This window comes from Teichococcus aerofrigidensis, assembly GCF_054073225.1.
Window position 1 is genome coordinate 1 of the sequence record NZ_JBSXMU010000054.1, and the last position, 24,150, is coordinate 24,150.

At 72.3% G+C, this 24,150-nt stretch carries 22 protein-coding genes and 1 riboswitch; of the genes, 5 read left to right on the top strand and 17 right to left on the bottom strand.

Features of this window, described 5'->3' with window-relative positions; all coding sequences use genetic code 11:
• A partial coding sequence (locus tag ACVMLK_RS12590) for an aspartate/glutamate racemase family protein (protein ID WP_457486570.1) occupies nucleotides 1-553 on the bottom strand: 553 nt, incomplete at its 3' end.
• Nucleotides 553-1,332: a Fe(II)-2OG oxygenase family protein gene (locus ACVMLK_RS12595; RefSeq protein ID WP_198366244.1), complete on the bottom strand. Its 780-nt coding sequence runs from the start codon at nucleotides 1,330-1,332 to the stop codon at nucleotides 553-555. The genes ACVMLK_RS12590 and ACVMLK_RS12595, both read right to left, overlap by 1 nt.
• A 173-nt stretch (nucleotides 1,333-1,505) precedes the next feature.
• On the opposite strand from ACVMLK_RS12595, the gene ACVMLK_RS12600 reads away from it, so the two are divergent.
• A complete protein-coding gene (locus tag ACVMLK_RS12600; RefSeq protein ID WP_232477091.1) occupies nucleotides 1,506-2,684 on the top strand; it encodes a M20/M25/M40 family metallo-hydrolase in 1,179 nt (392 codons plus the stop codon).
• A gap of 46 nt (nucleotides 2,685-2,730) precedes the next feature.
• On the opposite strand, the gene ACVMLK_RS12605 is transcribed toward ACVMLK_RS12600, so the two are convergent.
• From ACVMLK_RS12605 to ACVMLK_RS12630, 6 genes are all read right to left on the bottom strand, one after another.
• The gene (locus ACVMLK_RS12605; RefSeq protein ID WP_457486571.1) at nucleotides 2,731-4,155 is read right to left on the bottom strand and encodes a hypothetical protein; all 1,425 of its coding nucleotides are present in this window, start codon (nucleotides 4,153-4,155) and stop codon (nucleotides 2,731-2,733) included.
• A gap of 260 nt (nucleotides 4,156-4,415) precedes the next feature.
• Nucleotides 4,416-5,435, bottom strand: coding sequence for an LLM class flavin-dependent oxidoreductase (locus ACVMLK_RS12610; protein WP_198366574.1), 1,020 nt, complete (start codon nucleotides 5,433-5,435; stop codon nucleotides 4,416-4,418).
• Nucleotides 5,436-5,531: 96 nt separating this feature from the next.
• Nucleotides 5,532-7,169, bottom strand: coding sequence for a Na+/H+ antiporter (locus tag ACVMLK_RS12615; RefSeq protein WP_457486572.1), 1,638 nt, complete (start codon nucleotides 7,167-7,169; stop codon nucleotides 5,532-5,534).
• A gap of 33 nt (nucleotides 7,170-7,202) precedes the next feature.
• Nucleotides 7,203-8,765 (bottom strand): peptide chain release factor 3, encoded by a 1,563-nt coding sequence (locus ACVMLK_RS12620; RefSeq protein ID WP_198366573.1) that lies wholly within the window; start codon nucleotides 8,763-8,765, stop codon nucleotides 7,203-7,205.
• A gap of 199 nt (nucleotides 8,766-8,964) precedes the next feature.
• Nucleotides 8,965-10,224, bottom strand: coding sequence for an MFS transporter (locus ACVMLK_RS12625; RefSeq protein ID WP_457486573.1), 1,260 nt, complete (start codon nucleotides 10,222-10,224; stop codon nucleotides 8,965-8,967).
• 161 nt (nucleotides 10,225-10,385) lie between these two features.
• The gene (locus tag ACVMLK_RS12630) at nucleotides 10,386-10,982 is read right to left on the bottom strand and encodes a deoxycytidylate deaminase (protein ID WP_457486574.1); all 597 of its coding nucleotides are present in this window, start codon (nucleotides 10,980-10,982) and stop codon (nucleotides 10,386-10,388) included.
• 160 nt (nucleotides 10,983-11,142) lie between these two features.
• On the opposite strand from ACVMLK_RS12630, the gene ACVMLK_RS12635 reads away from it, so the two are divergent.
• Both ACVMLK_RS12635 and ACVMLK_RS12640 read left to right on the top strand, forming a co-directional pair.
• The gene (locus ACVMLK_RS12635; protein WP_457486575.1) at nucleotides 11,143-12,750 is read left to right on the top strand and encodes an ABC transporter substrate-binding protein; all 1,608 of its coding nucleotides are present in this window, start codon (nucleotides 11,143-11,145) and stop codon (nucleotides 12,748-12,750) included.
• Nucleotides 12,751-12,822: 72 nt separating this feature from the next.
• Nucleotides 12,823-13,215 carry a RidA family protein gene (locus ACVMLK_RS12640; protein ID WP_422922785.1) on the top strand — a complete coding sequence of 131 codons (393 nt, stop codon included), beginning with the start codon at nucleotides 12,823-12,825 and terminating at the stop codon, nucleotides 13,213-13,215.
• A gap of 39 nt (nucleotides 13,216-13,254) precedes the next feature.
• On the opposite strand, the gene ACVMLK_RS12645 is transcribed toward ACVMLK_RS12640, so the two are convergent.
• From ACVMLK_RS12645 to ACVMLK_RS12685, 9 genes are all read right to left on the bottom strand, one after another.
• A complete protein-coding gene (locus ACVMLK_RS12645) occupies nucleotides 13,255-14,046 on the bottom strand; it encodes an amino acid ABC transporter ATP-binding protein (protein WP_457486576.1) in 792 nt (263 codons plus the stop codon).
• Nucleotides 14,047-14,095: 49 nt separating this feature from the next.
• Nucleotides 14,096-14,776: an amino acid ABC transporter permease gene (locus ACVMLK_RS12650; RefSeq protein ID WP_457486577.1), complete on the bottom strand. Its 681-nt coding sequence runs from the start codon at nucleotides 14,774-14,776 to the stop codon at nucleotides 14,096-14,098.
• Between the two features lie 11 nt (nucleotides 14,777-14,787).
• Complete coding sequence (locus ACVMLK_RS12655; protein WP_198366235.1) at nucleotides 14,788-15,456, bottom strand: amino acid ABC transporter permease; 669 nt, start codon at nucleotides 15,454-15,456, stop codon at nucleotides 14,788-14,790.
• A gap of 70 nt (nucleotides 15,457-15,526) precedes the next feature.
• Complete coding sequence (locus ACVMLK_RS12660; protein ID WP_422922782.1) at nucleotides 15,527-16,426, bottom strand: transporter substrate-binding domain-containing protein; 900 nt, start codon at nucleotides 16,424-16,426, stop codon at nucleotides 15,527-15,529.
• A 101-nt stretch (nucleotides 16,427-16,527) separates the two neighbouring features.
• Nucleotides 16,528-17,652 (bottom strand): pyridoxal-phosphate dependent enzyme, encoded by a 1,125-nt coding sequence (locus tag ACVMLK_RS12665; RefSeq protein ID WP_457486578.1) that lies wholly within the window; start codon nucleotides 17,650-17,652, stop codon nucleotides 16,528-16,530.
• Between the two features lie 94 nt (nucleotides 17,653-17,746).
• Nucleotides 17,747-18,202, bottom strand: coding sequence for a pseudoazurin (locus ACVMLK_RS12670; RefSeq protein WP_422922780.1), 456 nt, complete (start codon nucleotides 18,200-18,202; stop codon nucleotides 17,747-17,749).
• Entirely contained in the window at nucleotides 18,199-18,990 is a 792-nt protein-coding gene (locus ACVMLK_RS12675) for an ABC transporter ATP-binding protein (RefSeq protein WP_198366231.1), read from the bottom strand. The genes ACVMLK_RS12670 and ACVMLK_RS12675 overlap by 4 nt, the downstream gene beginning before the upstream one ends.
• Nucleotides 18,991-19,000: 10 nt before the next feature.
• Entirely contained in the window at nucleotides 19,001-20,056 is a 1,056-nt protein-coding gene (locus ACVMLK_RS12680) for a FecCD family ABC transporter permease (protein ID WP_457486579.1), read from the bottom strand.
• A gap of 5 nt (nucleotides 20,057-20,061) precedes the next feature.
• Entirely contained in the window at nucleotides 20,062-21,108 is a 1,047-nt protein-coding gene (locus tag ACVMLK_RS12685; protein WP_457486580.1) for an ABC transporter substrate-binding protein, read from the bottom strand.
• A gap of 144 nt (nucleotides 21,109-21,252) precedes the next feature.
• Nucleotides 21,253-21,460, bottom strand: a riboswitch (cobalamin riboswitch).
• A gap of 139 nt (nucleotides 21,461-21,599) precedes the next feature.
• Here ACVMLK_RS12685 and ACVMLK_RS12690 point away from each other — a divergent pair.
• On the top strand, nucleotides 21,600-23,759 hold the full coding sequence (locus tag ACVMLK_RS12690; RefSeq protein WP_457486581.1) for a M10 family metallopeptidase: 2,160 nt from the start codon (nucleotides 21,600-21,602) through the stop codon (nucleotides 23,757-23,759).
• A 128-nt stretch (nucleotides 23,760-23,887) separates the two neighbouring features.
• Entirely contained in the window at nucleotides 23,888-24,046 is a 159-nt protein-coding gene (locus ACVMLK_RS12695; protein WP_198366228.1) for an aa3-type cytochrome c oxidase subunit IV, read from the top strand.
• Nucleotides 24,047-24,150: the final 104 nt, after the last annotated feature.

Below are 24,150 nucleotides of genomic sequence, written 5' to 3' on the forward strand. Positions count from 1 at the left end.
CCGCCATGCCGGCGAGCGCCGCGCCGCCCAGCACCACCGCGTCGGCCCCGCCCTCGACCAGCCGCAGCGCGCCCCGCAGCACCGCCTCCTCGGCGGCGGCGGGCTCGGCCACCGCCTGCTGCGGCGTCATCGCCACCCCCTCCAGCCCGGAGAGGCGGCCGGCGAGGCCGTGGCGGCCGATCAGCTCCCGATAGGTCTCGGTGCCGCCCAGCGTCACCAGGCCGAAGCGGGCGCCGAGCAGGCAGGCGGTCAGGCAGGCGGCCTCGGTCATGCCCACCACCGGGCAGGGCATCAGCTGCCGCGCCGCCTCCAGCGCCGTGTCGTGGCTGACCGCGAGGATGGCGGCGTCGATCTGTCCGGCATGCTCGGCCAGCAGTTCCAGCAGGGCATGGCCGGCGATGGCGTTCTCGGCCCGGGTCGAGATCACCGCGACGCCGAAGCGCGGCGTGGCGGCCAGGATCTCCGTCCCCGGCGCCGCGGCGGCCCGCGCCGCGTCGGCGCAGAGCGCGGTGATGGCCTCCGTCGTGTTGGCATTGGCCACCAGGATGCGCATCACCCCGCCTCCCCGCGCAGTGCCGCGAAAGCGCCCTCGGAGAGGCGCGAATTCTCCGTCATCACCGCCAGCGCCTCGAGCTGGGGCCGCCGCGTCGCCCAGACCAGGAAGGGGTTCACGCAGAGCAGGTCCCCCGGATGCAGCATCAGGCGCAGCGCCATGCCGGGCGCCTGCGCCGCCCGCTCCAGCGCCGACCAGGCCGGGCCGCAGAGCGCCGGATCGCTGCTCATCCGCTCGCAGCGCGCGGCGAAGACGCCGCTGGTCACGGCGAAGACCGGCAGGCCCGTCTCCGGCCCGGTCGGCAGGGCGCCGTAGAGCACCTCCAGCGCCGGGCGGTCGGTCTTCAGCACTTCGTTGTGCAGCGCGGCGGCGGAGAACAGCGCCACCTCGACACCCTCGCGGCAGAGCAGCAGCAGGGCGTCGCAGGGCTCCGTGTGGTACTTGCCGCCGGGCGCGGGGTCCGGCGCCTCCGCCGGCCCCTGCGGCAGCGGCCGGCCCAGCCGGCGGCCGATCTGCGACAGCCGCTCCGCCGGCGCCTCCGGCAGCTTCATGCCGCGCAGCAGGCAGAAGCCGAGGCCATGCGCCAGCCGCTCGGCCACCTGGCCCAGCAACGGGTCGAGCCGCGGCAGCGGCGTCGCGGTCTCGCCGGCGCTGGCGATCTCGGCGGTCACCTCGCCGCCGAGCGGCAGCATCCAGTCGGCCGGGGTGAGGGCCGTGCCGGTCCAGAGGTTGTCGCCGGTCTGCGGCGCGATGCGCCGCGGGGGAGTGTATTCGCTCATCGGGGAGGAGGTTTAGCAGGCTGCCCCCCCTCCCCGTCACCTCTTGACAGATCTCCCTCTTGTCCTGCCGCCGCCATGGCCGCAGGCTGCGCCGCCGGATGCGCCCAGACGCGGGGGATGGGCCGGAACCGGACGGGCCGGGCATGCCAGGCCGGACGTGCCAGAAGGGAGAGATGCGAATGCAGAAGGCGGAGAGGCTGCCCCAGGACCAGGCGGAGGCCCAGCGCGCCCTGGCCCTGCCCTTCGAGGCCGAGGCGCTGCTCGCCGGGCTGCGCCCCTGGGTCGAGTGCGAGAGCCCGACCTTCGACGCCGAGGCGGTCAACCGCATGATGTCGCTGGCGGCGCGGGACCTCGCCATCCTCGGCGCGCGGATCGAGCGCATTCCCGGCCGCATGGGCTATGGCGACTGCGTCCGTGCCCGCTTCCCGCATCCCGATGGCGAGATGGAGGGCGGCATCCTGGTGCTGGCGCATCTCGATACCGTGCACCCGGTCGGCACGCTCGGCGCCCTGCCCTGGCGGGTCGAGGGCGAGCGCGCCTACGGCCCCGGCATCTGCGACATGAAGGGCGGCACCTTCCTCGCCCTGCAGGCCATGGCGGCGATGCAGCAGGCCGGCATCTGCACCCGCCGCCCCGTCAGCTTCCTGCTCACCAGCGACGAGGAGGTGGGCAGCCCCTCGACCCGCGACGTGATCGAGGCCGAGGCGGCGCGGCACGAGGTGGTGCTGGTGCCCGAGCCGGCGCGGCCGGATGGCGGCGTGGTGACCGGCCGCTACGCCATCGCCCGCTTCAACCTGCGCACCACGGGCCGGCCGAGCCATGCCGGCGCCGCACTCTCGGACGGGCGCAGCGCCATCCGCGAGATGTGCCGGCAGATCCTGGCGATCGAGGCGATGACCACCGAGGCCGCCACCTTCTCGGTGGGCGTCCTGCAGGGCGGGCGATGGGTCAATTGCGTCGCCACCCATTGCGACGCCGAGGCGCTCTCCATGGCCAAGCGGCAGGAGGATCTGGACCATGCGGTGGGGCGGATGCTGGCCCTGCAATCCGGTGCCGGCGACGTGACGCTCGAGGTCCGGCGCGGCGTCACCCGCCCGGTCTGGGAGCCGGATGGCGGCACCATGGGCCTCTACCGCACGGCGCAACGCCTGGCCTCGCAGCTCGGCTTCGAGATCGGCCATGAGAGCGCCGGCGGCGGCTCGGACGGCAACTTCACCGGCGCCATGGGCGTGCCCACCCTGGACGGGCTCGGCGTGCGGGGCGGCGGCATCCACACCCTGCAGGAGCATCTGCTGATCGACAGCCTGGTGCCCCGCGCGCGGCTCTTCGCCGGCCTGCTGGCCAGCGTCTGAGCGCGGCATCCGGCTGCCGGGCGGGAGGGGAGAGGGACCCTCCCGCTCAGGCCCGCGACTGTGCAGCCAGCGGCCCCGCGGCCTGCCGCCGGCGCCCGCGCAGCAGCGCCAGGGCCGGCGCCTTGCAGAGGCGCAGCGTCAGCCAGGCGAGGATGGCGCCGAGCTGGAACAACCCGCCCAGGCTGGCGAAGGGCGCGCGGCGGGCCCGCCGCGCGGCGCCGATGCCGAACAGCATGAAGCGCAGACTGTCCTTGCGGATCTCGTTGTGCGAGCCGCCGTAGCGATAGGTGATGTAGATGACCCACATCATCGCCACCTGGCTGAAGGCCAGGACCACGCCGAACTTCGTGGGCTCCATCAGGAAGAAGATCGGCCCGAACTTGATCGCGTTCAGCACCGGGTAGAGCAGGATGCGCGAGCCCGGCGGCCGGCGGTTGTAGACGTAGAAGACCGCCCGCAGCACCAGCAGCATGGCGACCCAGCCCAGCGCGCCCCCGGCCAGGCCGATGCTGCCCAGCATCCCGGCCCAATGCGCCCCGGCCAGCCCCAGCGCGCCCGTCGCCAGGGACCAGAGCCAGGCATCGGGCTCGATGGGGAAGTCGCGGTAGCGCGCCGCGGCCGGCTTCAGCGTCGGCGCCGCCTCCCGCCGCGCCGCCACCATGTCGTTCTCGTAGTAGCCGATCTCGTAGACGCCCATCAGCGAGATCGTCAGGAAGGGCACGAAGCCCAGCGCGGCCAGCAGCTCGCCCGGTGTCACGCTGATGCTGAGCGCCACCAGCAGGATGTCGACCAGCAGGATCTGGTCCAGCACATAGGAGCGTGTGTACTTGGCGGCGGCGGTATAGCGCAGGGGCAGGTAGAGCCGCTCCCGCGCCGAGATGGCCGGTCCCTGCGGGGCGATCAGCTCGCCCCGCCCCGCCGCCTGCAGCAGGTCGGCATCATCGCGGGAATCGGTGATGAAGTCGGCATGGGCGATCTCGGCGGCGCTGAAATGCCCCTCGACCAGATGCAGCTTGCCGGCCCGGAAGCGCCCGAGGGCCGGCAGCAGCGGGGTGGCGATCAGCCGACAGTCCTGCCAGGCGCTGCCGCGCAGCATCGCCCGGATGACGAAGGCCATCCCGAAGGAGACGATGACCACCCGTCCGGCCCCGGCCCGCCGCAACCGCTCCGCCACCATCCGGCTCTCCAGCCGCGCGAAGAGCCCGGGCGCGACGCGCCGCCAGATCAGCAGGTTCCACGGCATCAGCAGGATAAGGCAGAGGCAGCAGGCATAGTCCCGCAGCCGGAACCATTGGGGCAATCCGGTCCAGCGCCAGGGGATGCAGCGGCGCACCAGCAGCTCCACCAGCGCCGCCAGAAAGGAGGGCTTGCAGGCGGCGATGAACAGCTCCGTGCTGTTGCCGGCCAGCAGCGTGTGATCGAAATCCGCGAAGTACGGGCTCCGGGCCGGGGGCGTCTGCGCGGCTCGCATCGAATGGCGGGTCCTTCCTGCTCAGTGCGGTCAAAAAATCCAGGAGATCAGGACAGGAGAGGCCATTCACCCGCGGAACCGGGCCGCCCGCCGGAATTCGTGCCGATTCCGGCATGAAATCCCGGGCACAGGCCTGAATTCCAGACACACGCACCAGGCTCTTTTACTGGACGTTCATTGTGGCGGAATTGGGGCCGGACGCGCCTTCCTTCCTCTCCACTCCGCCGCGTCCCGGAATACCTATCCTCTCTAGGCCTGTGTCAGCGCCAGCCGAGCGCCGGCGCGACATGCGTCAGCACGGCCTCGATGGCATGCACGCAGTAATCGACGCCGAGCTGGTTGGGCACGGTCAGCAGCAGGGTGTCGGCCTCGGCGATGGCTTCGTCCTGCCGCAGCGCCTCGACCAGCGCCTCCGGCTCGGCGGCATAGCCGCGGCCGAAGATCGCCCGCGTCTTCTCGTCGATGAGGCCGATCCGGTCCTGTTCCTTGCCGCGGCCGAAATAGGCGCGGTCCCGGTCGTCCATCAGGGCGAAGATGCTGCGGCTGACCGAGACGCGGGGCGTGCGCGCATGGCCGGCCTCGGCCCAGGCGGCACGATAGGCGCGGATCTGCCGGGCCTGCTGGATGTGGAAGGCCTCGCCGGTCTCGTCGTCCTTCAGCGTCGAGCTCTGCAGGTTCATCCCCAGCTTCGCCGCCCAGACCGCCGTGGCGTCCGAACCGGACCCCCACCAGATGCGCTCGCGCAGCCCCTCGGAATGCGGCTCCGGCCGCAGCAGGCCGGGCGGGTTGGGGAACATCGGCTGCGGGTTCGGCCGGGCGAAGCCCTCGCCGCGCAGCACGTCGAGCAGCACCTCGGTGTGGCGGCGGGCCATGTCGGCCTCGCTCTCGCCCTCGGCCGGGCGGTAGCCGAAGTAGCGCCAGCCATCGATCACCTGCTCCGGCGAGCCCCGGCTGAGGCCGAGCTGCAGCCGCCCGCCCGCGATCAGGTCGGCCGCCCCGGCATCCTCGGCCATGTAGAGCGGGTTCTCGTAGCGCATGTCGATGACCGCCGTGCCGATCTCGATGCGCTTCGTCCGCGCGCCCACGGCGGCGAGCAGCGGGAAGGGCGAGGCGAGCTGGCGGGCGAAGTGATGGACGCGGAAATAGGCCCCGTCCACGCCCAGCGCCTCGGCGGCGACGGCCAGATCGATGGATTGCAGCAGCGCGTCGGCCGCCGAACGGGTCTGCGACTGGGGTGAGGGCGTCCAGTGTCCGAAGGAGAGAAAGCCGATCGTCTTCACGCGGGGGTGCTCCATGCTGCGGCCCCGCATGTGGGGCGGCGGCGGCGCGGATGGGAGGCGCGCCCCGCGGGAGGCACCCCTGCTCCCGGGCGTGGCCTACCGCGCCAGGCTCGCCTCGCCGAGGTCGATCTCGTGCACCAGCTCCTGCAGCGTCTCGTCGCTGATGCTGCGCTGGCGGCGCAGGCGGTAGAGCTCGTCGCGCTCGGCGCGCAGCCCGGCCAGGCGCAGCTCCCGCTCGATCGCCAGGATGCGCCGGCCCCGCGCGGCGGCCGCCTCGTCCTCCTGCGTCCCGACCGCGCCGAGGCGATAGGGCTCCATGCTGCGCGCCGCCGCCTCGGCATAGAGATCGGCCTCCGCCCTTCCCTCGGCCAGCCGGTGCTGCGCCCGCTCGATGGCGCGCATGGCGGCGTCGGTGGCGAACCGCCGGGCGCGGTCCAGCTCGGCGTCGTGCGCGTCCTCGGGCGGCAGCGAGAGGCCCTGCAGCACCGGCGGCAGCAGCAGGCTGGCCCCCACCAGCGACACCAGGATCACCCCCATGGCGAGGAAGATGGCGAGGTCGCGCGCCGGAAAGGGCGTGCCGTCCGGCAGCGCCAGCGGCAGGGTCAGCACGCCGGCCAGCGTGATGGCGCCGCGCACGCCGGCCAGCGAGGTGGCGACCAGCACGCGCCAGCCGACGCGCGGCCGCGCCTGGCCGGCGCGGCGGGCGCGGTAGAGGGTGAACTGCAGCGAGGCCCAGACCCAGCCGAGCCGCAGCAGGCCGAGCGCGACGGCGATGGCCAGGACATAGACCGGCAGCCACCAGGCGTCGTGGTGCCCGGTCTGCCGCACCGTCTCGGCCGCGCCCATCAGGATGGCGGGAAGCTGCTCGCCCAGCAGGACGAAGATCACGCCATTGGTGGCGAACTGCACGGTGTCCCAGACCGCCGTGCGGCGGATGCGGGTCGCCGCCAGGGCGCGCCCGGAATTCTCCGTGTAGCTCATGGTGATGCCGGCCGAGACGGCGGCCAGGATGCCGGAGACATGCACATGCTCGGCCGCCAGATAGGCGCCGAAGGGGATCAGCAGGCTGATCAGCACCTGCGCGCCGGGGTCCTCGCCGATGCGCCGCACCAGGGCGCGCTGCGCCCGCATCACGCCCCAGGTGACGGCGACACCGAGGGCGATGCCGCCCAGGGCGAGCTGGGCGAAGGTCAGCGCCGCCTCGGAGAGCGAGAAGGCGCCGGTCATCGCGGCGGCGATGGCGAAGCGCAGGCAGACCAGGCCGGAGGCGTCGTTCAGCAGCGACTCGCCTTCCAGGATGTGCATCAGCCGGTGCGGGATGGGCACCCGCGCCGCCACCGCCGAGACGGCGATCGGGTCGGTCGGCGAGAGCACGGCGGCGAGGGCGAAGGCCACGGCCAGCGGCATGGCCGGGATCATCCAGTGGATGAACAGGCCGATGCCGAGCACGGTGAAGAGCACCAGGCCGAGCGCCAGCTCGACGATGGCGGCGGCGTCGCGGAACAGGCCGCGCTTGGGGATGCGCCAGCCATCGAGGAAGAGCAGCGGCGGCAGGAAGAGCAGGAAGAACAGCTCGGGATCGAGCGTGATGCCGAGGCCGAGCCAGGCGGCCAGCAGCGCGCCCAGGCCGATCTGCAGGATCGGCAGCGGCAGGGGGACGGGCGAGAGCCGAACCAGGAAGCCGCTCGTCACCACCGCGAGCAGCAGGACCAGGACGGTGGTGACGGCTTCCATGCTGCGCTCCCTCGGGCTCCGGCCGCCTCCGGGTTAGCTGGCCGCCTCGCCCTCCGCCACCCCATGCTGCTCGCGGAGCGACAGGAAGCGCAGCCCGGGCCATTCCTCCTCGGCCCGGCGGCGGCCCCAGTCGGAGGTGAAGAAGGCCACCGGCTCGCCGTCATGGTCCTCGGCCATCTGGCTCGGCGCGCCGCGCAGGAAGCGCTCCAGCGCCGCGCGCTCCTCCTCCGCCTTCGGTGCCACCCAGCGCATGGTGGACCAGGAGGTGGGCTCGAAGGTGATGGTCACGCCGTATTCGGCGGTCATGCGGCTGGCCAGCACGTCGAGCTGCAGCTGGCCGACCACGCCGACCACGGGCGGGCTGCCGTCGAGCGGGCGGAACACCTGCACCACGCCCTCATCGGCCAGCTGGTCCAGCGCCTTGCGCAGCTTCTTGGCCAGCATCGGGTCGTCGAGCCGCACCCGGCGCAGGATCTCGGGCGCGAAGCTCGGCACGCCGCGGAAGTTCAGCGCCTCGCCATCGGTCAGCGTGTCGCCGATGCGGAGCGTGCCGTGGTTGGCGATGCCCACGACATCGCCCGGCCAGGCCTCCTCGGCCACCTGCCGCTCCTTGGCGAAGAAGAACAGCGGCGCGTTGACCGGTATGCTCTTGCCGGTGCGCACCTGCCGCAGCCGCGCGCCCTTCCGCAGCCGGCCGGAGCAGATGCGCAGGAAGGCCACGCGGTCGCGGTGGTTGAGGTCGGTGTTGGCCTGGATCTTGAAGACGAAGCCGGTGAGCTTCTCCTCCTCCGGCTCCACCACCCGCGCATCGGCCCGCCGCGCGGAGGGGGGCGGCGCGAACTGCGCCAGCCCGTCCAGCAGATGCCGCACCCCGAAGCCACGCAGCGCCGAGCCGAAATAGACCGGCGTCAGATGCCCCTCGCGGAAGCTCGCCAGATCGAATTCGGGATAGACCGAGGCCAGCTCCATCCCCTCGCGCAGCACGTCGCCCTGGCCGTGGCGCAGCAGCCCGTCGATCCGCGCATCCTCGGGGCCCTCCAGCTTCTCCTCCCGCTCGCCGCCCTCGGCGATCAGCCGCAGGCTGTTGTCGTGCCGGTCGTAGACCCCGGCGAACTGCTGGCCGGAGCCGATCGGCCAGGTGGCCGGCGTCACGTCGAGCGCGAGCGTCTTCTCGATCTCGTCCAGCAGTTCGAGCGGCTCGCGCGCCTCGCGGTCCATCTTGTTGATGAAGGTGACGATCGGGATGTCGCGCAGGCGGCAGACCTCGAACAGCTTGCGGGTCTGCGCCTCGATGCCCTTGGCGGCGTCGATCACCATCACCGCGGCGTCGACGGCCGAGAGGGTGCGGTAGGTGTCCTCGGAGAAGTCCTCGTGGCCCGGCGTGTCGAGCAGGTTGAAGATCTGCCCGCCATACTCGAAGGTCATGACGCTGGTCGCGACCGAGATGCCGCGATCCTGCTCGATCTTCATCCAGTCAGAGCGCGTCCGCCGCCGCTCGCCCTTGGCGCGCACGGCGCCGGCGATCTGGATGGCGCCGCCCAGCAGCAGCAACTGCTCCGTCAGCGTCGTCTTGCCGGCGTCCGGGTGGGCGATGATGGCGAAGGTGCGCCGGCGATGCGCCTCGGCCGCGGTCTCGCTGGCGGGCGGCTGGTTGTGGCCGGCCGCCGGGGCCTCGGCCGGGGTTCCAGGGGGCGTCTCAAGGTTCTGCACGATCGCGACAACTCCGGCCGGGGGGGGATCTCCTGCGCGGCCCGGGTATAGCGCGGCAGGGGCGGCACCGGGAGGGGCGCGCCGTTCAGGCCTCCGCCTCCGCCTCCGCCTCCGTCTCCACCGCCGCTCCGCCCGGCAGCAGCAGCGCCAGCGCCAGCGCCGCGCCCACCGGCGCCGCCAGGGCCAGGAAGGCGCCGCTCCAGCCGAACCAGCCGGCCAGGGTGCCGCCGAAGGCATGGGAGAGCTGCCCGCCCACGCCCTGCATCGCATAGACCGTGCCCAGCGCCGTCTGCGTCCGCCCCGTTCCCGCGCTGGCATTGGCCACCACCACGGGCACCGCGACGCCGATCAGGCCGGAACCGAGCCCATCCAGCACCTGGACCGGGACCAGCCAGAACGGATCGGCGATCCAGGCGGAGAGCAGGGCGCGGGCGAGCAACGCCGCGCAGGCCACGACCAGCAGCGGCTTGCCGCCGCCGCGCTCGGCCAGCCGCCCGCCCCAGAGCGCGACCGGGATCATGGTCAGCTGCGCCGCCACCACATAGCCGGCGGTCCAGGCGGTGGCGCTGCCGCCCTCCGCCGCCACGCGCTGGCCGATCAGCGACAGCATGACGCCATTGCCCAGCGAGAACAGCGCCAGCACCAGTGCCAGCATCAGCAGGCGCCGGTCGGTCAGCACGGCCCGCAGCGGGCTGACCTCCTCCCGGCCGGCGCCCCCGCCGGAGCCGCCCCGCCCCGCCCCGCCCGCCTTGCCATCCTCCTTGCCCTCATCTTCCCCCTGGGCGCGCCCCGCATCCCAGGCGTCGCCCGGGGTGGTCACGGTGGCCAGGATGGCGCCCACCGCCATGCCGGCCATGACGAACAGGGCCGCATCCGGCCCGATCAGCACGGAGCCGCCGGCGATCATCAGCGCCGAGGCCAGGATTCCGGCATGGTTGAAGGCCTCGTTGCGGCCGTGCTGCCGCGGGAAGGCCTTCCGGCCGACGATGCCGAGGGTCAGCGCCGTCGCCGCCGGCAGCACCAGGATGCCGCCCAGCGTCGCCGTGCCGTGCGCGGCGACTACCCCCGGCACGCCATCGGCCAGGAACAGCAGCGCCGTGCCGCCGAAGATGGCCGCGCAGGCCAGGCCGAGGAGCAGGCGCGGCAGCTTCAGCCGGTCCACCAGCGCCCCGGCCGGGCCGTTCAGCAGCAGGGCGGCCAGCCCGACCAGGGTGTTGATCCAGCCGATCCGCTCCGGCGTCCAGGCCTTGGTCTGCGCCAGCCAGGTGGCGAGGAAGGGGCCGAGGCCGCCCTGGATGTTGCCCGTAAAGAAATAGACGATCGAGAGATGGCGGGTCGGGGACACGAGTGGCGGAACCTCCCTGGCTGGCCGGCCTCACACGGTCGGGGGCCGCCGGCCCAGCCCCCGCTGGCCGACAACGCACGAAGGTGGGCCAGGCGTTGCCTCGGCCGGCGGATTTCCGCGCGGCGGCGCGGGCGTTCCGCCCGCGAGGTTCGGGCCGGACACTAATCTGATGTCCCGCCACCCTCCCCATGCCCGAAGTCGAACGCCGCCTGGTGCGCGGCGAAGGGATCCTCGGCCCGCCGGGCCTCGTCGCGGTTCAGCCCCAGCGCGTCGAGCTGCTCGCCGGAGATCGGGCTGAACGCCACCCCGGCCTCCCGCATCATCTCGATGGCCAGCAGCCCCACCTCGTCCCAGTGGCTCGCCGTGCCGCGCCGCGGCGCCGCCGCGATCACCCGCCGCACGCCGGACTGGATCAGCAGCGTGGCGCAGACGTTGCAGACCGGCTTGCCCACCACGTAGGCATCGCAGCCGCGCGCGCCGTGCCCGGCATTCAGCAGCGCGTTCTGCTCGGCATGCAGGATCATCCGCAGCTTGGTCGCCTTGTGCTCCAGCCGCGCGGCACTGTCCTCGACATTGGAGGGGAAGCCGTTGAAGCCGGTGGCGACGATGCGCGCCTGCCCCTGGTTGACCAGCACCGCGCCCACCTTGGCGCGCGGATCCTTCGACCACTGGGCGATGTGGTGCGCGAGGCCGATGTAGCGCGTGTCCCACTTCGCCTGCTTCTCGGGCCGTCCCTCGAAGGTGTTGATATCGGTCATGTTCCGATTCTAGCGCCGAACGCCGGCCGCCAGGCAAGCCTTCCGCTCACGGCCGTTGACCGGCGCCCCGCGGGCAGGCATGGATCGCGGGATGCGCTGCCGGCACAAGGCAGCCATGCAGGGACTGCCGGCTTCATCATCCCGTCTCGGAGGCACCGACTTGAAACCCAACGCCCCCCATGCGCGCCGCCGCGCCCGCTTCGCCGCCCCGGTCGCCGCGGCGATCGGCGGCCTGCTGCCCGCCGCCCTTCCGGCCGCCGTCGCGGCGCAGAGCCTGAGCCTGGCCGTCGCCGCGCCGCCGACCTCGCTCGATCCGCACTATCACACGCTCTCGCCCAACAACATGATGGCCGAGCACTTCTTCGACAAGCTGGTCAGCCGGACCGCGCAGGCGCAGCTGAAACCCGGCCTCGCGGAATCCTGGCGGATGGTCGATGACACCACCTGGGAATTCAAGCTGCGCAAGGGCGTGAAGTTCAGCGACGGCAGCGAGTTCACGGCGGAGGACGTGATCACGACGCTGAAGCGCGTGCCGAACGTGGTGAACAGCCCGGGCTCCTTCAGCATCTACACCCGCGCCGTCATCGGCACCGAGGTGCCCGATCCGCACACCATCCGGTTCAAGACCAACGGCGTCTATCCGCTGATGCCCTACGACATGAACAACATCTTCATCATCTCGCACAAGGTCGGCGAGAATGTCGCGACGGCCGACTTCAACAACGGCAAGGCCCTCATCGGCACCGGCGCCTACCGCCTCTCCTCCTTCACGCCGGACGACCGGGTGGTGATGACGCGGAACGAGGAGTACTGGGACGAGAAGCCGGACTGGAAGCAGGCGACCTACCGCTTCATCTCGAACGACGGCGTGCGCGTCGCGGCGCTGCTCTCGGGCGACGTGCAGATGATCGACGTGGTGCCGCCGGCCGACATTCCGCGCCTGCGCTCGACCCAGGGCATCTCCTTCTCCGAGACGCCTTCGCTGCGCGCCATCTACCTGAAGCTCGATGTGGCGCATGACAGCTCGCCCTACATCACCGATTCCAGCGGCAGGAAGCTCGCCACCAACCCGCTGCGCGACCTGCGCGTGCGCCAGGCCCTGACCATGGCGATCAACCGCCAGGGCATCGTCGACCGCGTGATGCAGGGCGCGGCGCTGCCCACCGGGCAGATGATGCCACCCGGCGCCAACGGCTATGTGCCGGACCTGCCGCCGCCGGCCTATGACCCGAATCGCGCCAAGGCGCTGCTGACCGAGGCGGGCTATCCGGACGGCTTCAACATCTCACTGCTCGGCCCCAACAACCGCTACGTGAACGACGCGCAGATCATCCAGGCGATCGGCCAGATGTGGCAGCGGATCGGCGTCCGCACGACGGTCGATGCCGTGCCCTTCTCCGTCCTGGCGCAGCGCCAGGCGCGGAACGACATGTCGGCCATGCTGATCGGCTGGGCCACCTCGGGCGAGCCCTCGACGGCGCTGCGCGGCGTGCTGACCACGCGGATTCCCGAGAAGGGCTTCGGCACCACCAACTTCAGCGGCTACAGCAACAAGCAGCTCGACGCGCTGGTGGAGGAAGGGCTCCGCACCGCCGACGACGCGAAGCGCGAGCAGATCTTCCAGCAGGCGATGCGGGTCGGCATGGAGGATGTCGGGCTGGTCATGCTGCACATGCAGAAAAACATCTGGGCCCTGCGCGGCGGCCTGACCTACGAGGCCCGGGCCGATGAGTACACCACCGTGATGGGCGTCAGCGCGGCGAAGTAGCGCCACCGGTCGCGGGCCCCCCCGGGGGGGGGCCCCGGGGGGGGCCCCGCCACTTCTGGGAGAAGGTCAAGCATGCCGAAGAAGATCCTCGCCTCCGACCGCGTCGGCCGCAGCCGCCTGCCCTTCGCCCAGGCCACCCTGGCCGGCGGCTTCCTGTTCGTCTGCTGCATGGGCAACGACCGGCAGGGGCGCTACGCCCTGGGCGACGCCCGGGCGCAGACACAGCAGGCGATCGACAATATCCGCGCCCTGATCGAGGAGGCCGGCGGCACGCTGGCCGATGTCGTGAAGTGCACCGTCTATGTCACCGACCGCGCCTGGTGGGAGCCGATGAACGAGGTCTATTTCGCGAACTTCGCGGAGGACCCGCCGCACCGCGTCTCCTGCATCGTGCAGGGGCTGGGCTCGCCGGACGCGCTGGTGGAGATCGACGCCACCGCCTATCTGGGCGAGGGCGCCGGCTGACGCCGGACCGCCCGGGCGCGCGGTGGCAGCACCGCGCGCTCACTCCTCGAAATGGCCGAAGATGCCGTGCATCCGCCCGAGAAAGTTCTTCAGCCGCTCGCTCTCGGGCCGGCCGAAGACCTCGCGCGGCGGCCCCGCCTGGGCCACCTTGCCCTGGTCCATGAAGACGACGTGGTGCGCCACGTCGCGCACGAAGAGCATCTCGTGGCTGACCAGCAGCATGGTCATGCCGCTCTCGGCCAGCGACTGCATCACCCCCAGCACCTCGGCCACCAGCTCGGGATCGAGCGCGCTGGTCACCTCGTCGAAGAGCAGCAGGCGCGGCTGCATCGCCACCGCGCGGGCGATGGCGACGCGCTGCTGCTGCCCGCCGGAGAGCTGGTAGGGATAGTGCCCGCGGCGCTCGGCCAGCCCGACGCGGTTCAGCCAGTGCCCGGCGGTCTCGCGCGCCTCGGCGCGGTCCTTGCCCAGCACCTTGGTCAGGCCGAGCATCACGTTCTCCTCCGCCGTCAGGTGCGGGAAGAGGTTGAACTGCTGGAAGACCATGCCGATGCGCGCGCGCTGCGCCGAGACCCGGGCCTCGCTCAGCCGCCGCCGCGCCGTTCCCTCGCCGCGATAGCCGACCGGCTCGCCGTCGAGCAGGATCTCGCCGCCGTCATGCTCCTCCAGGAGGTTGACGCAGCGCAGGAAGGTGGTCTTGCCCGAGCCGGAGGCGCCGATCAGCGCGACCACCTGTCCCTGCCGCACCGTCAGGTCGATCCCCTTCAGCACCTCGACCTGACCGAAGCTCTTGCGAACGCCTCGCGCGCGCAGCAGCGGCGTATCCGTCATCCCTTGGGCTCCGATCTCGCCGGCATCCATCCGTGGCGCAGGCATGGCTTCAATACCGCAGGTAGGAGAAGCGCCGCTCCAGCAGCCCGCCAAGCTGCGCGAGGGCGAAGTTGATGATGAGGTACATCACCGTGGCCAGGAGGTAGAAGTCGATGATCATGTAGTTGCGCGCCATGATCTGCTGCGAGGCCAGCAGCAGCTCGACCACGCCGATCACGGAGAGCAGCGTCGTGCCCTTGACGATCTCGAGGCCGGTGTTCACCCAGGGCGGCAGCATGCGCCGGAAGGCCTGCGGCAGAATGACGTACCAGAGCCGCTTCGGGAAGGTCAGGCCGATGGCCTTGGCCGCCTCCATCTGCCCGGCCGGCACGGACTGCACGGCGCCGCGCAGGTTCTCGGCCACATGCGCGGTGGCGAAGGCCGAGAGCGCGATGATGCCGGCCCAGAAGGCCGAGACATCGACGCCGAACAGCGCCAGCCCGTAGTAGGTGAAGAGGATCAGCACCAGCACCGGAATGCCGCGCATGACATCGACATAGAGCCGCGCCGGCAGCCGCAGCCACCACCAGCCATAGGCCAGCGCCACGCCCATCAGCGTGCCGCAGACGGTGGCGATGACGATGCTCCAGAGCGAGCTCAGCATCGTCACGCCAAGCCCGTTCAGCAGCGACCAGCGCGCCTGCCAGGCCTCGAAGAGGAATGTTCCGGGCTGCATCGAGAGATCCATCATGTCCCCCTCCCTCAGCGGATCGTGGCGTAGCGGCGCTCGAGCAGCCGCAGCAGGGTGGCGATGAGATAGGTGGCGACGAGGTACATGGCGCTCACCGTCAGCCAGACCTCCATGACCCGGAACGTGTCGGCATTGATGCGGCGGGCGACGAAGGTCAGCTCCGGCACCGCGATGGCGGCGGCGAGCGAGGTGTCCTTGAACAGCGAGATCAGGTTGTTGCTGATGGAGGGCAGGGTGATGCGGAACATCACCGGCAGCACGACATAGCGCTGCCGCTGCCACGGCCGCATGCCGATCGCCTTGGCCGCCTCGACATACTGCTTCGGGATCGAGGCCAGTCCGGCGCGGAACACCTCGGACATGTAGGCGCCGGCATAGAGCGAGAGCGTCAGCACGAAGCTCTGCGTCTTGTCGAGGAAGGTGATGTCGAACTCTGGCAGGCCGAAGTAGATGAAGAAGATCAGCAGCAGCAGCGGCGTGCAGCGGATGAACTCGACATAGGCCCAGACCGGCGCGGCCAGCCAGCGCCGCCCGGAGAGCCGCGCATAGGCGGCAGCCAGGCCGATGACGCAGCCGATGGCCAGCGAGATCACCGCCAGCTCCAGCCCGAGCAGCAGCGCGCCGAGCAGTGAATCCCAGTTCCGCGCGATGACGGACCAGTCGAAATGATAGTCGATCATGGGTCCTCGGAGAAACGGCCGGCGGGGCGTCGCCGCGCGGCCGGACCAGGCTGGCCCGGCCGCCCCGGCATCAGGCGAACTCGTTCGGGAAGCCCACCTTGGGCACCGCGAGGTCGATGCCGAACCACTTCTTGTAGCTGGCGGCGAAATAGTCGAAGTCGACGCCCGTCATCGCCTCGCGATAGACGGTGTTGACCCAGTTCAACCAGATCGGGTCGCCCGGCTTCACGGCGGAGGCGTAGGAATTCGGCATCCAGCCATAGCCGGCGTCGACGAAGCGGCCCGGCGCCTGCTGCATCAGCCAGCGCATGGCCGACTGGTCCTGCATCGAGGCATCGATGCGCCGCGCGTTCAGCGCCTGCATCGCCGCGTCCGGGCTCTCGAAGGCGTCGACCTTGGCCTGCGGCAGCGCCTTGTGGATCCACTCCTCCAGGAAGACGTTCTGCATGCCGCCGATGGTGACGGCGGCGCCGGCCGCCTTCAGCTCCTCGAAATTCTTGTACTTGCCGCCGCGCGCCAGCATCAGCAGCCCGACGCCTTCGCGGTAGTAGGGGATGGTGAACTCCACCTGCTGCGCGCGGCCCGGCGTGATGGTCATCCATTGCACGACGATGTCGACCTTGTCGGTCACCAGGCTGGGGATGCGGGCATCCGAGCCCTGCAGCACGAACTCGACCTTGGTGGGGTCGTCGAACAGGCTCTTGGCCAGGAGGCGGGCCAGGTCGATGTCCATGCCGACGAGCTGGCCGGAGGCATCGTTGAAGTGCCAGGGCGGGTTGGTCGAGCCGGTACCGACGATCAGCTTGCCCCGCTCCTTGACGGTGTGGAGCTTGCTCCTGGCCACGGTCTGGGCCTGGGCTGCCCGCGGCGCGAGCAGACCGGCCGCGCCGCCCAGCGCCGCCCCCGCCGCGCCGATGCCGAAGAGGCCGCGCCGTTCCATGCTCATGGCCTTGTCGTCCTTGCTGTCCATGACGGAAATCCCCGAATCCCCCGGCGGCCCGGACGGCCGCCGCCGGAAGACAGGAGAGCAAGATTCCGGCCAGCCGTCACCTTGCGGTGCCGCAAGGATCGTCAGGCCTCGGCCAGCGTCGCCTCGCAGAGCCGCGCCACCGCCGGCAGATCCCCCGGATCGGCCACGCGGTGGGTGCGCGCCGGCATCTCCTGATAGGCCTTGCCGTCCTTGAAGCCGTGGCCGGTGACCAGCAGCACGCAGCGTGCCGCCGCCGGCAGGCGCCCCTCGCCATGCAGCCGGGCCAGGGCGGCCAGCGGGCTGGCCCCGGTCGGCTCGGCATAGACGCCCTCCAGCCGCGCCAGGTCCTGCATCGCCCGGCGCAGCGCCGCGTCGCTCACCGCGACGGCGAGGCCGCCGCTGGCCCGCACCAGCCGCAGCGTGTGGGTACCGTCGCGCTCATAGCCGATCAGCGGATCGCTGATGCCGGAGGCGATGGTGCGGGGTTCCCCCCAGGCCGAGACCGCCTCCACCCCCGCCTCGAAGGCGCGAACGATCGGGGCGCAGCCCTCGGCCTGCACCGCGACCAGCCGCGCGCCGGGCAGGCCGCGCGCCACGCCCTGCACCAGCGGCCCGCTGCCGGTCGGGATCAGCACGAGGTCGGGCACGCCGATCCGGGCGCCGATCTCATGGCCCACCGCATCGAGCGCCGCCACGCCCCAGGGGTTGAGGAAGGTGGTGGTCAGATTGGCGAAGCCGTGCCGCTCCAGCCCGCGCGCCAGATCGTAGGCGCGCGAGTAGTGCCCTTCGACCAGCAGCAGCAGCGCGCCATGCGCCGCGATCTGCGTCACCTTGCCCGGCGGCGTGCGCGCCGGCACGACGATCACCGCCGGCACCCCGGCCCGCGCCGCATAGGCCGCGGTCGCCGCCCCGGCATTGCCCGAGGAGGCGCAGACCACGCCGCGCGCGCCGAGCGCCACGGCCCGCGCCAGGGCGGCGCCGACCAGCCGGTCCTTGAAGGAGCCGCTCGGGTTGCGCGTCTCGTCCTTCAGCCAGATCTGTCCGGCGAAGCCCGGCAGCGACGCCTCCAGCCGCGGCGCGCGCAGCAGCGGCGTCTCGCCCTGGCCGAGATCGACCGGCGGCAGCCCGTCATCGCCCCGCAGTTCCAGGATGCCGCCGCAGGCCGCGCAATCGTAGAGCAGCGCCGGCGGATGCGCCTGCCCGCAGTCGACGCACCGCAGTTCCATCCCCGCCTCTGGCATCGCGCCCGCTCCCCTGTTCCGACAGCTCTTCTCGCGCCGAATCGAGGTGCCGGAAAGGGGCGCCGCCGGTGGCGCGGCCTCAACCCAGCCGGGCCAGGATCTCCCGGAACCGCTCGCGCACGCGCGGCGGCAGGCCGTCCGGGATCCGCGCCGGCGTCACCTCCCCCTCCCCCACCTGGATCAGCATCACCATCCCCATGGCGTAGTGCGGGATGCACTGGATGCCGTAGAGCCCCGGCACGTCGAACCGGACCTCGATCTCCTCGTTGATGCGACCCTTGAAGGGCGTGGCGCCCTCCGGGAGCATGGCGGGGATGGTCGCGGCGTTGTGCGTCACATGGGTGGCCAGGAACTTCACCCGCTCCCCGGGCGCGAGGCGCAGGAAGTCCGGCTCGTAGACCATGCCGCCGGTGGCGTTGCGGTTCAGCATCTTCACCTCGCGCGGTGCTCCGGCGCGGGCCGGAGGGGCGAGGCCACCCGACAGGGCGAGGAGGGGCAGCGCCACGAGCGCCCGCCGTCCCGGAAGCGGTTTCATGCAGGGGGTATCCTTCGGCTGATGTCGCGGAAGCGGAGGATGCGGCCGCCATCCTCGGGGTCGGTCAGGGTGGTGACGGCGACGCCGAAGACCGCGCGCAGCAGCGCGGGCGCCAGCACCTCGGCGGGCGTGCCGAGCGCCACCAGCCGCCCGGCCTGCAGCACGCCGACGCGGTCGCAGCCCATCGCCTGGTTGAGGTCGTGCAGCGCGATCACCGTCGTCACCGGCAGCGCGGCGACCAGGCCGAGGATCGCCAGCTGGTGGTGGATGTCGAGATGGTTGGTCGGCTCGTCCAGCAGCAGGATGCGCGGCTGCTGGGCCAGCGCGCGGGCGATGTGCACGCGCTGCCGCTCGCCGCCCGAAAGCGTCGCCCAGTCGCGCGCCGCGAAGCCCTCCATCTCGACCGCCGCCAGCGCGCCGTCGACGATGGCATCGTCCGCCGCAGACCAGGGCCGCGTCAGCGAAAGGAAGGGCGTGCGGCCGAGCTCGACCGCGTCGCGCACCGTGATGCGCTCGGCCGTCTCGGCCTGCTGCTCGACGAAGGCCAGCTGCTGCGCCACGGCCCGCCGGCCGAGCCGCGCCAGCCGCTCGCCGCCGAGCCGCACCACCCCGCGCGAGGGCGCCAGCACCCCCGCCAGCAGCCGCATCAGCGTCGACTTGCCCGAGCCGTTCGGGCCGATCAGCCCGAGCGTCTCGCCGGCGCGCACGGCGAGACTGACGCCGCGCAGGATCTCGCCGCCACGCGGGGCCCAGGCGAGGTCCTCCGCCTCCAGGACGGGCGCGCTCACCGGGGGGGCCTCATCGGGCGGGCCGCGCGCGGATCAGGATCAGCGCGAAGACCGGCGCGCCGACGAGGGCGGTGATGACACCGATCGGCAGCACCTGCCCCGGCACCAGGGTGCGCGAGAGCACGTCGGCGGCGATCAGGAAGACCGCTCCGATGAGCGCCGCCGCCGGCAGCAGCCGCCCGTGCCGCACGCCCACCAGGAAGCGCGCCGCATGCGGGATCACCAGGCCGACGAAGCCGATGGCGCCGACGATGCTGACCATCACGGCGGTGGCCGTGGCGGCGCAGAGGATCAGCGTGGCCTGCACGCGCCGCACCGGCACGCCGAGGCTGGCGGCGGAATCGGCGCCGAAGGTGAAGGCATCGAGCGCGCGGGCGTGCCAGAGGCAGACCAGCGTCACGGCCAGCGCCACCGGCACGGCGCGCGCCGTGTCGTCCCAGCGCACGCCGCTGAGATTGCCGAGCAGCCAGAACATGATGCCCCGCGCCTGCTCGGCGCTGGCCGAGCGGGTGATCAGGAAGGCGGTCAGCGCGTTGAACAGCTGCGAGCCGGCGATGCCGGCCAGCACGATCTGCCCGGCGCCGCGCGGCCCCGCCCCCCCGCCGGCCGCCCGCGCCAGCACCGCCACCAGCAGGAAGGCAGTGAGCGCCCCGGCCAGCGCCCCGGCCGAGAGCGAGACCGCGCCGGCGCCGATGCCCACCACCGTCACCAGCACCGCGCCGGTCGAGGCGCCGGCGGAGATGCCGAGCAGGTAGGGATCGGCCAGGGCGTTGCGCAGCAGCGCCTGCAGCACCACGCCCGAGACGGCGAGGCCGGCGCCGCAGCAGGCGGCGAGGATGGCGCGCGTCAGCCGGTAGTTCCAGACAATGCCCTGGTCGATCCGGTCGATCTCGTAGGCGGCGCCGAACGACTTGTTGGCCAGCGTCCTCAGCACCGTCGCGGGCGGGATCGCCGTCTCGCCGATGCAGATGCCGGCGAGCAGCGCCAGCGCCAGCACCAGCGCGATGCCGAGGCTGACCAGCGCGGCCCGGCCGAGCCGCGGCCACAGCGCGGGCGGCGCCGCCACGAAGCTCACTTCTCCAGCTTCGCCATCGCCTCGGTCAGCGTCTCCAGCCCGCCGATCAGCCGGATGGTGGCCTGCATGGCATGCGCGTCGAGGATGACGATGCGGCCGCGCCGCACCGCCTCCATCTGGCTCGTCACCGGATCGCTGCGGAGGAACTCCAGCTTCTTCTCGTAGTCATCGGCCGGGAAGCGGCGCCGGTCCATGCGCGCGATGACCAGCACCGAGGGATTGGCCCGCGCGATGGTCTCCCAGCCGACCGTCGGCCACTCCTCGTCCGACTGCACCACGTTCCGCAGGCCGAGGGTGCGCATCATGTAGCCGGGGATGCCCTTTTGCCCGGCCATGTAGGGGTCGAGGTCGAGATCGGCGCTGGAGAACCAGAAGGCGGCCGAGGCATCCTTCAGCCCGAGACCCCGCGCCCGCTCCACCGCCCGCGCCTCGCGCGCGCGGAGGTCGGCGACGAGCGCCTCGCCCGCGCCGCGCCGGTCGAAGATCGCGGCGAGCTGGCCGATGCCCTTGTAGAGGCTCTCGGTCGAGAAGGCGGCGGTGCGGGTGCCGTCGGCGCCGACCAGGTTGTTCTTGCCCTCGCAATCGGCGGGCATGATGTAGGTCGGGATGCCGAGCTCGTGGAACTGCGGCCGGGTGCCGACCACGCCCTGCGGCCCGATCATCCACTCGAACTGCGTCGCCACCAGTCCGGGCCGCTTGGCGATCACCGATTCGAAGCTCGGCGCGTTGTTGTCGAGGCGCGGCACCTTGTCATTCTGCGCCCGGAACTCGGGCAGCACGTTGTTGAACCAGAGCGCGGTGCCGGCCATGCGCCCGCCCGCGCCCAGCGCGTAGAGGATCTCGGTGGCGGACTGTCCGATGGTGACGGCGCGGTCCGGCGGGCCGGCGAAGGTCAGCCGCTCGCCGCAATTCTCCACCGTCAGCGGATAGGCGGTGGCCTGCGACGCGGGCGCGGCGGCCGGCTGGGCCAAAGCGGGGGCGAGGGGCAGCAGCAGGTGCAGGCCGAGGCCCGCCGCCACGGCCTGGAGGGACGCAAACCTCATGACGCAGATCTCCGGTCAGGATGGCGCCGGCGGCGCGATGGCCAGGCGGGGCATTCCGGAGAGGCGGCACGCGGGCGCGGGCCGCGCTGGAGGTCGCGTTGCAGCACGTTCATCGGCATCCCTGCCCGGACAACCCCGCCCGGCTGGTGGTCACACGTGCCGGCAGGTCTCCTGACTGGCGGGTCAGTGCCTGATCCCGCCTTCCCGGGCGGCCTCCCTGCGGAGGCATCCCAGTGGCCTGCCGGGATCCGGCTCGCCGCCTACAGTTGCGGGGGCAGTCCCGTTTCATGGCGCGCGGCCATGGCGGGTTCCCTGTTAGGTCCTCTCGGACACCGACGCGGCACCGGTAATGGAAGGCCGCCGGGCTGGCAAGACAAAAGCCCGGCCGCCGCCGCGGAGCGCCCATGCCGCGGCCCAGCTTGCAACCGGAGCGTGCCCGGCCCTAGCTTCCCGCCCGTATTGTAAGATTCTGCCAGGAGTGACGGCGGTCCATGTGTGAGAAATGCGGCAGCCTCCTGGCCTGCCTCGCCGCCCCGCCGGCGGACGACACCGCCACCACGGCCCTCGCCGGCACGCTGAAGGCCCAGGAGGCCCCGGTGCGGATGGCCACCGCCTCCGGCAACACGGCGGTGGATGCCCTGATCTCCGGCCCCGCCTGGGGCGGCCCGGTGCGCTTCGGATTCCCGCAATCCGCCGGCGCCTATGGCGGCGGCTCCAGCGAGGCGCTCACCGGCTTCCTGCCGGTCTCCTCGGCGCAGCAGGCCGTGGCGCGCGCCGCGCTGCTCGGCACCGCCTCGGGCGAGACCGCGCTGCTGCACGCCTTCCCGGTCACCGGCTTCACCCTGCTGCAGGTCAGCGAGGCGGCCGCCAGCCAGGCCGAGATCCGCTTCGCCCAGTCCTCGCAGCCCCCCACCGCCTGGGCCTATTCCCCGGGCAGCAGCGACAAGGCGGGGGATGTCTGGTTCGGCGACCGCTACGACTACCGCCACCCGGCGCTCGGCGATTACGCCTACGAATCCCTGCTGCACGAGCTGGGCCACGCGCTCGGCCTCAAGCATCCGCACGAGGCCACCGGCATCACCGGACAGGCGATGGAGACCGCCTGGGACAACAGCGAATTCACGGTGATGAGCTACCGCAGCCATTCCGGCGGCACGCTCGGCCAGCTCACCGCCGGGCCGTGGGACCTGCCGCAGACCTACATGATGCTCGACATCGCCGCGCTGCAGACGCTCTACGGCGCCGATTACGGCCTGCGGGACGGCGACACGCGCTACAGCTGGAACCCCGCGACCGGCGAGATGTCGATCGACGGCGCGGCGCAGGGCCGGCCGGGGGCGAATCGCGTCTTCATGACCGTCTGGGACGGCGGCGGCAACGACACCTACGATCTCTCCGGCTATGCCGGCGGCGTGGTGGTGGACCTCGCCCCGGGCGGCGCCTCCATCACCTCCGAGGCGCAGCGGGCCTGGCTCGACCAGGAGCACGGCATCCGCGCCAGCGGCACGGTCTACAACGCGCTGCTGCACGAGGGCGACACGCGCTCGCTGATCGAGAACGCCATCGGCGGCGCCGGCAACGACCGGATCTCCGGCAACCAGGCCGCCAATACCCTGCGCGGCGGCGCCGGCGACGACCATCTGCTCGGCCTCGCCGGCGCCGACAGGCTGTTCGGGGAGGCGGGCGACGACATCCTCGAGGGCGGCGCCGGGAACGATCTGCTGGATGGCGGCGCCGGCTTCGACATCGGCGTCTTCGATGCCGCCTTCCTGCCCGGCGGGGCGCGCGAGGCGGCCGTCTCGGCCATTCCGGGCGGCTGGACGGTGGCGATCAGCGCGGTCTCGGGCGGCCGGCGCGGCACGGTGGAGACCGACACCGCCCTGGCGCTGGAGGAGCTGCGCTTCACCGACGGCAGCATCCGCCTCGACGGCGACGCGCTGCTGGACCCGGTCTGGTATGCCCGCCACTACGCCGATGTCTACCGGGCCGGCATCGGCGCCGCCTCGCACTACGCCACGCATGGCTGGCAGGAGGGGCGCGACCCCTCGGCCGGCTTCAGCACCGCCGCCTATCTCTCCGCCCATCCCGGCGTCGGCGACCCGCTGGCGCACTGGCGCGCGCTCGGCTGGCAGGCCGGGCTGGACGCGCGGGCGGACTTCGACACCGGCACCTACCTCGCCCGCAACGCCGATGTCGCCGCCGCCGGCATCGACCCGCTGGCGCACTGGCTGGCGCATGGCCAGGCCGAGGGCCGCGCCGCCACGCCGGCCATCGGCGCCACGGTGCGGGACGGCTTCGATGCCGAGTACTACCTGCTGGCCAATCCGGATGTCGGGCGCGCCGGGGCCGATCCGGGGGCGCATTACGCGGCCCATGGCTGGCACGAGGGCCGCGACCCGGATGGCTGGTTCGACACGGCGGGCTATCTGGCGCGCTACGCCGATGTCGCCGCCGCCGGCATCGAGCCGCTGGCGCACTACATCCAGTTCGGCTGGCGCGAGGGGCGCGACCCGTCCGCCCTCTTCGACACGCGCGGCTACCTGGCGGCGAATCCGGACGTCGCGGCGGCCGGCATCAATCCCCTGCAGCATTTCCTGACGGCCGGTGCGCTGGAGGGCCGCGCCGCGGCGGGGGACGGGGTCTGGGCCTGAGCGGGGTTCAGGAGCGCGGCCGGCGGGCGGAAGCCCGGCCGCGCCACCCGGACGGCAGCTTCCCCTTGCCGGCTCGCGGGCCGCTGCCTATTGCTGGGCGCTCAGGCTGGCACGACAGAGGAAACCCCATGGCCGAGGCGACGCAGCAGATCGATTTCGTTCCGGTGAAGGCCGAGGACATCCTGGCCGAGCGCACCCGGGGCTGGGACATGTTCGTCCTGGCCACCAAATGGGGCATCGGCGTCGTGATCGTGATCCTGGTCGGGCTCTGGCTCTTCGCCGGCTGAGGCCGGCGCGCCGGAAGGCGCCGCCCCGGTGGAGACAGGGGGGCGCCCCCCCCCCCCGGGGGGGCGCCCCCCGCCGCCCCGGCCCGGGCGGGGGGGGGGGGGGG

Excerpts from the sequence above, each read along its gene's own strand:
- ACVMLK_RS12695 (WP_198366228.1), top strand. The coding sequence starts at position 23,888 with ATGGCCGAGGCGACGCAGCAGATCGATTTCGTTCCGGTGAAGGCCGAG.
- ACVMLK_RS12690 (WP_457486581.1), top strand. The coding sequence starts at position 21,600 with ATGTGTGAGAAATGCGGCAGCCTCCTGGCCTGCCTCGCCGCCCCGCCG.
- ACVMLK_RS12650 (WP_457486577.1), bottom strand. The coding sequence starts at position 14,776 with ATGATGGATCTCTCGATGCAGCCCGGAACATTCCTCTTCGAGGCCTGG.
- ACVMLK_RS12630 (WP_457486574.1), bottom strand. The coding sequence starts at position 10,982 with ATGACCGATATCAACACCTTCGAGGGACGGCCCGAGAAGCAGGCGAAG.
- ACVMLK_RS12600 (WP_232477091.1), top strand. The coding sequence starts at position 1,506 with ATGCGAATGCAGAAGGCGGAGAGGCTGCCCCAGGACCAGGCGGAGGCC.
- ACVMLK_RS12685 (WP_457486580.1), bottom strand. The coding sequence starts at position 21,108 with ATGAGGTTTGCGTCCCTCCAGGCCGTGGCGGCGGGCCTCGGCCTGCAC.
- ACVMLK_RS12615 (WP_457486572.1), bottom strand. The coding sequence starts at position 7,169 with ATGGAAGCCGTCACCACCGTCCTGGTCCTGCTGCTCGCGGTGGTGACG.
- ACVMLK_RS12605 (WP_457486571.1), bottom strand. The coding sequence starts at position 4,155 with ATGCGAGCCGCGCAGACGCCCCCGGCCCGGAGCCCGTACTTCGCGGAT.
- ACVMLK_RS12660 (WP_422922782.1), bottom strand. The coding sequence starts at position 16,426 with ATGGACAGCAAGGACGACAAGGCCATGAGCATGGAACGGCGCGGCCTC.
- ACVMLK_RS12595 (WP_198366244.1), bottom strand. The coding sequence starts at position 1,332 with ATGAGCGAATACACTCCCCCGCGGCGCATCGCGCCGCAGACCGGCGAC.
- ACVMLK_RS12665 (WP_457486578.1), bottom strand. The coding sequence starts at position 17,652 with ATGGAACTGCGGTGCGTCGACTGCGGGCAGGCGCATCCGCCGGCGCTG.
- ACVMLK_RS12640 (WP_422922785.1), top strand. The coding sequence starts at position 12,823 with ATGCCGAAGAAGATCCTCGCCTCCGACCGCGTCGGCCGCAGCCGCCTG.
- ACVMLK_RS12645 (WP_457486576.1), bottom strand. The coding sequence starts at position 14,046 with ATGACGGATACGCCGCTGCTGCGCGCGCGAGGCGTTCGCAAGAGCTTC.
- ACVMLK_RS12655 (WP_198366235.1), bottom strand. The coding sequence starts at position 15,456 with ATGATCGACTATCATTTCGACTGGTCCGTCATCGCGCGGAACTGGGAT.
- ACVMLK_RS12670 (WP_422922780.1), bottom strand. The coding sequence starts at position 18,202 with ATGAAACCGCTTCCGGGACGGCGGGCGCTCGTGGCGCTGCCCCTCCTC.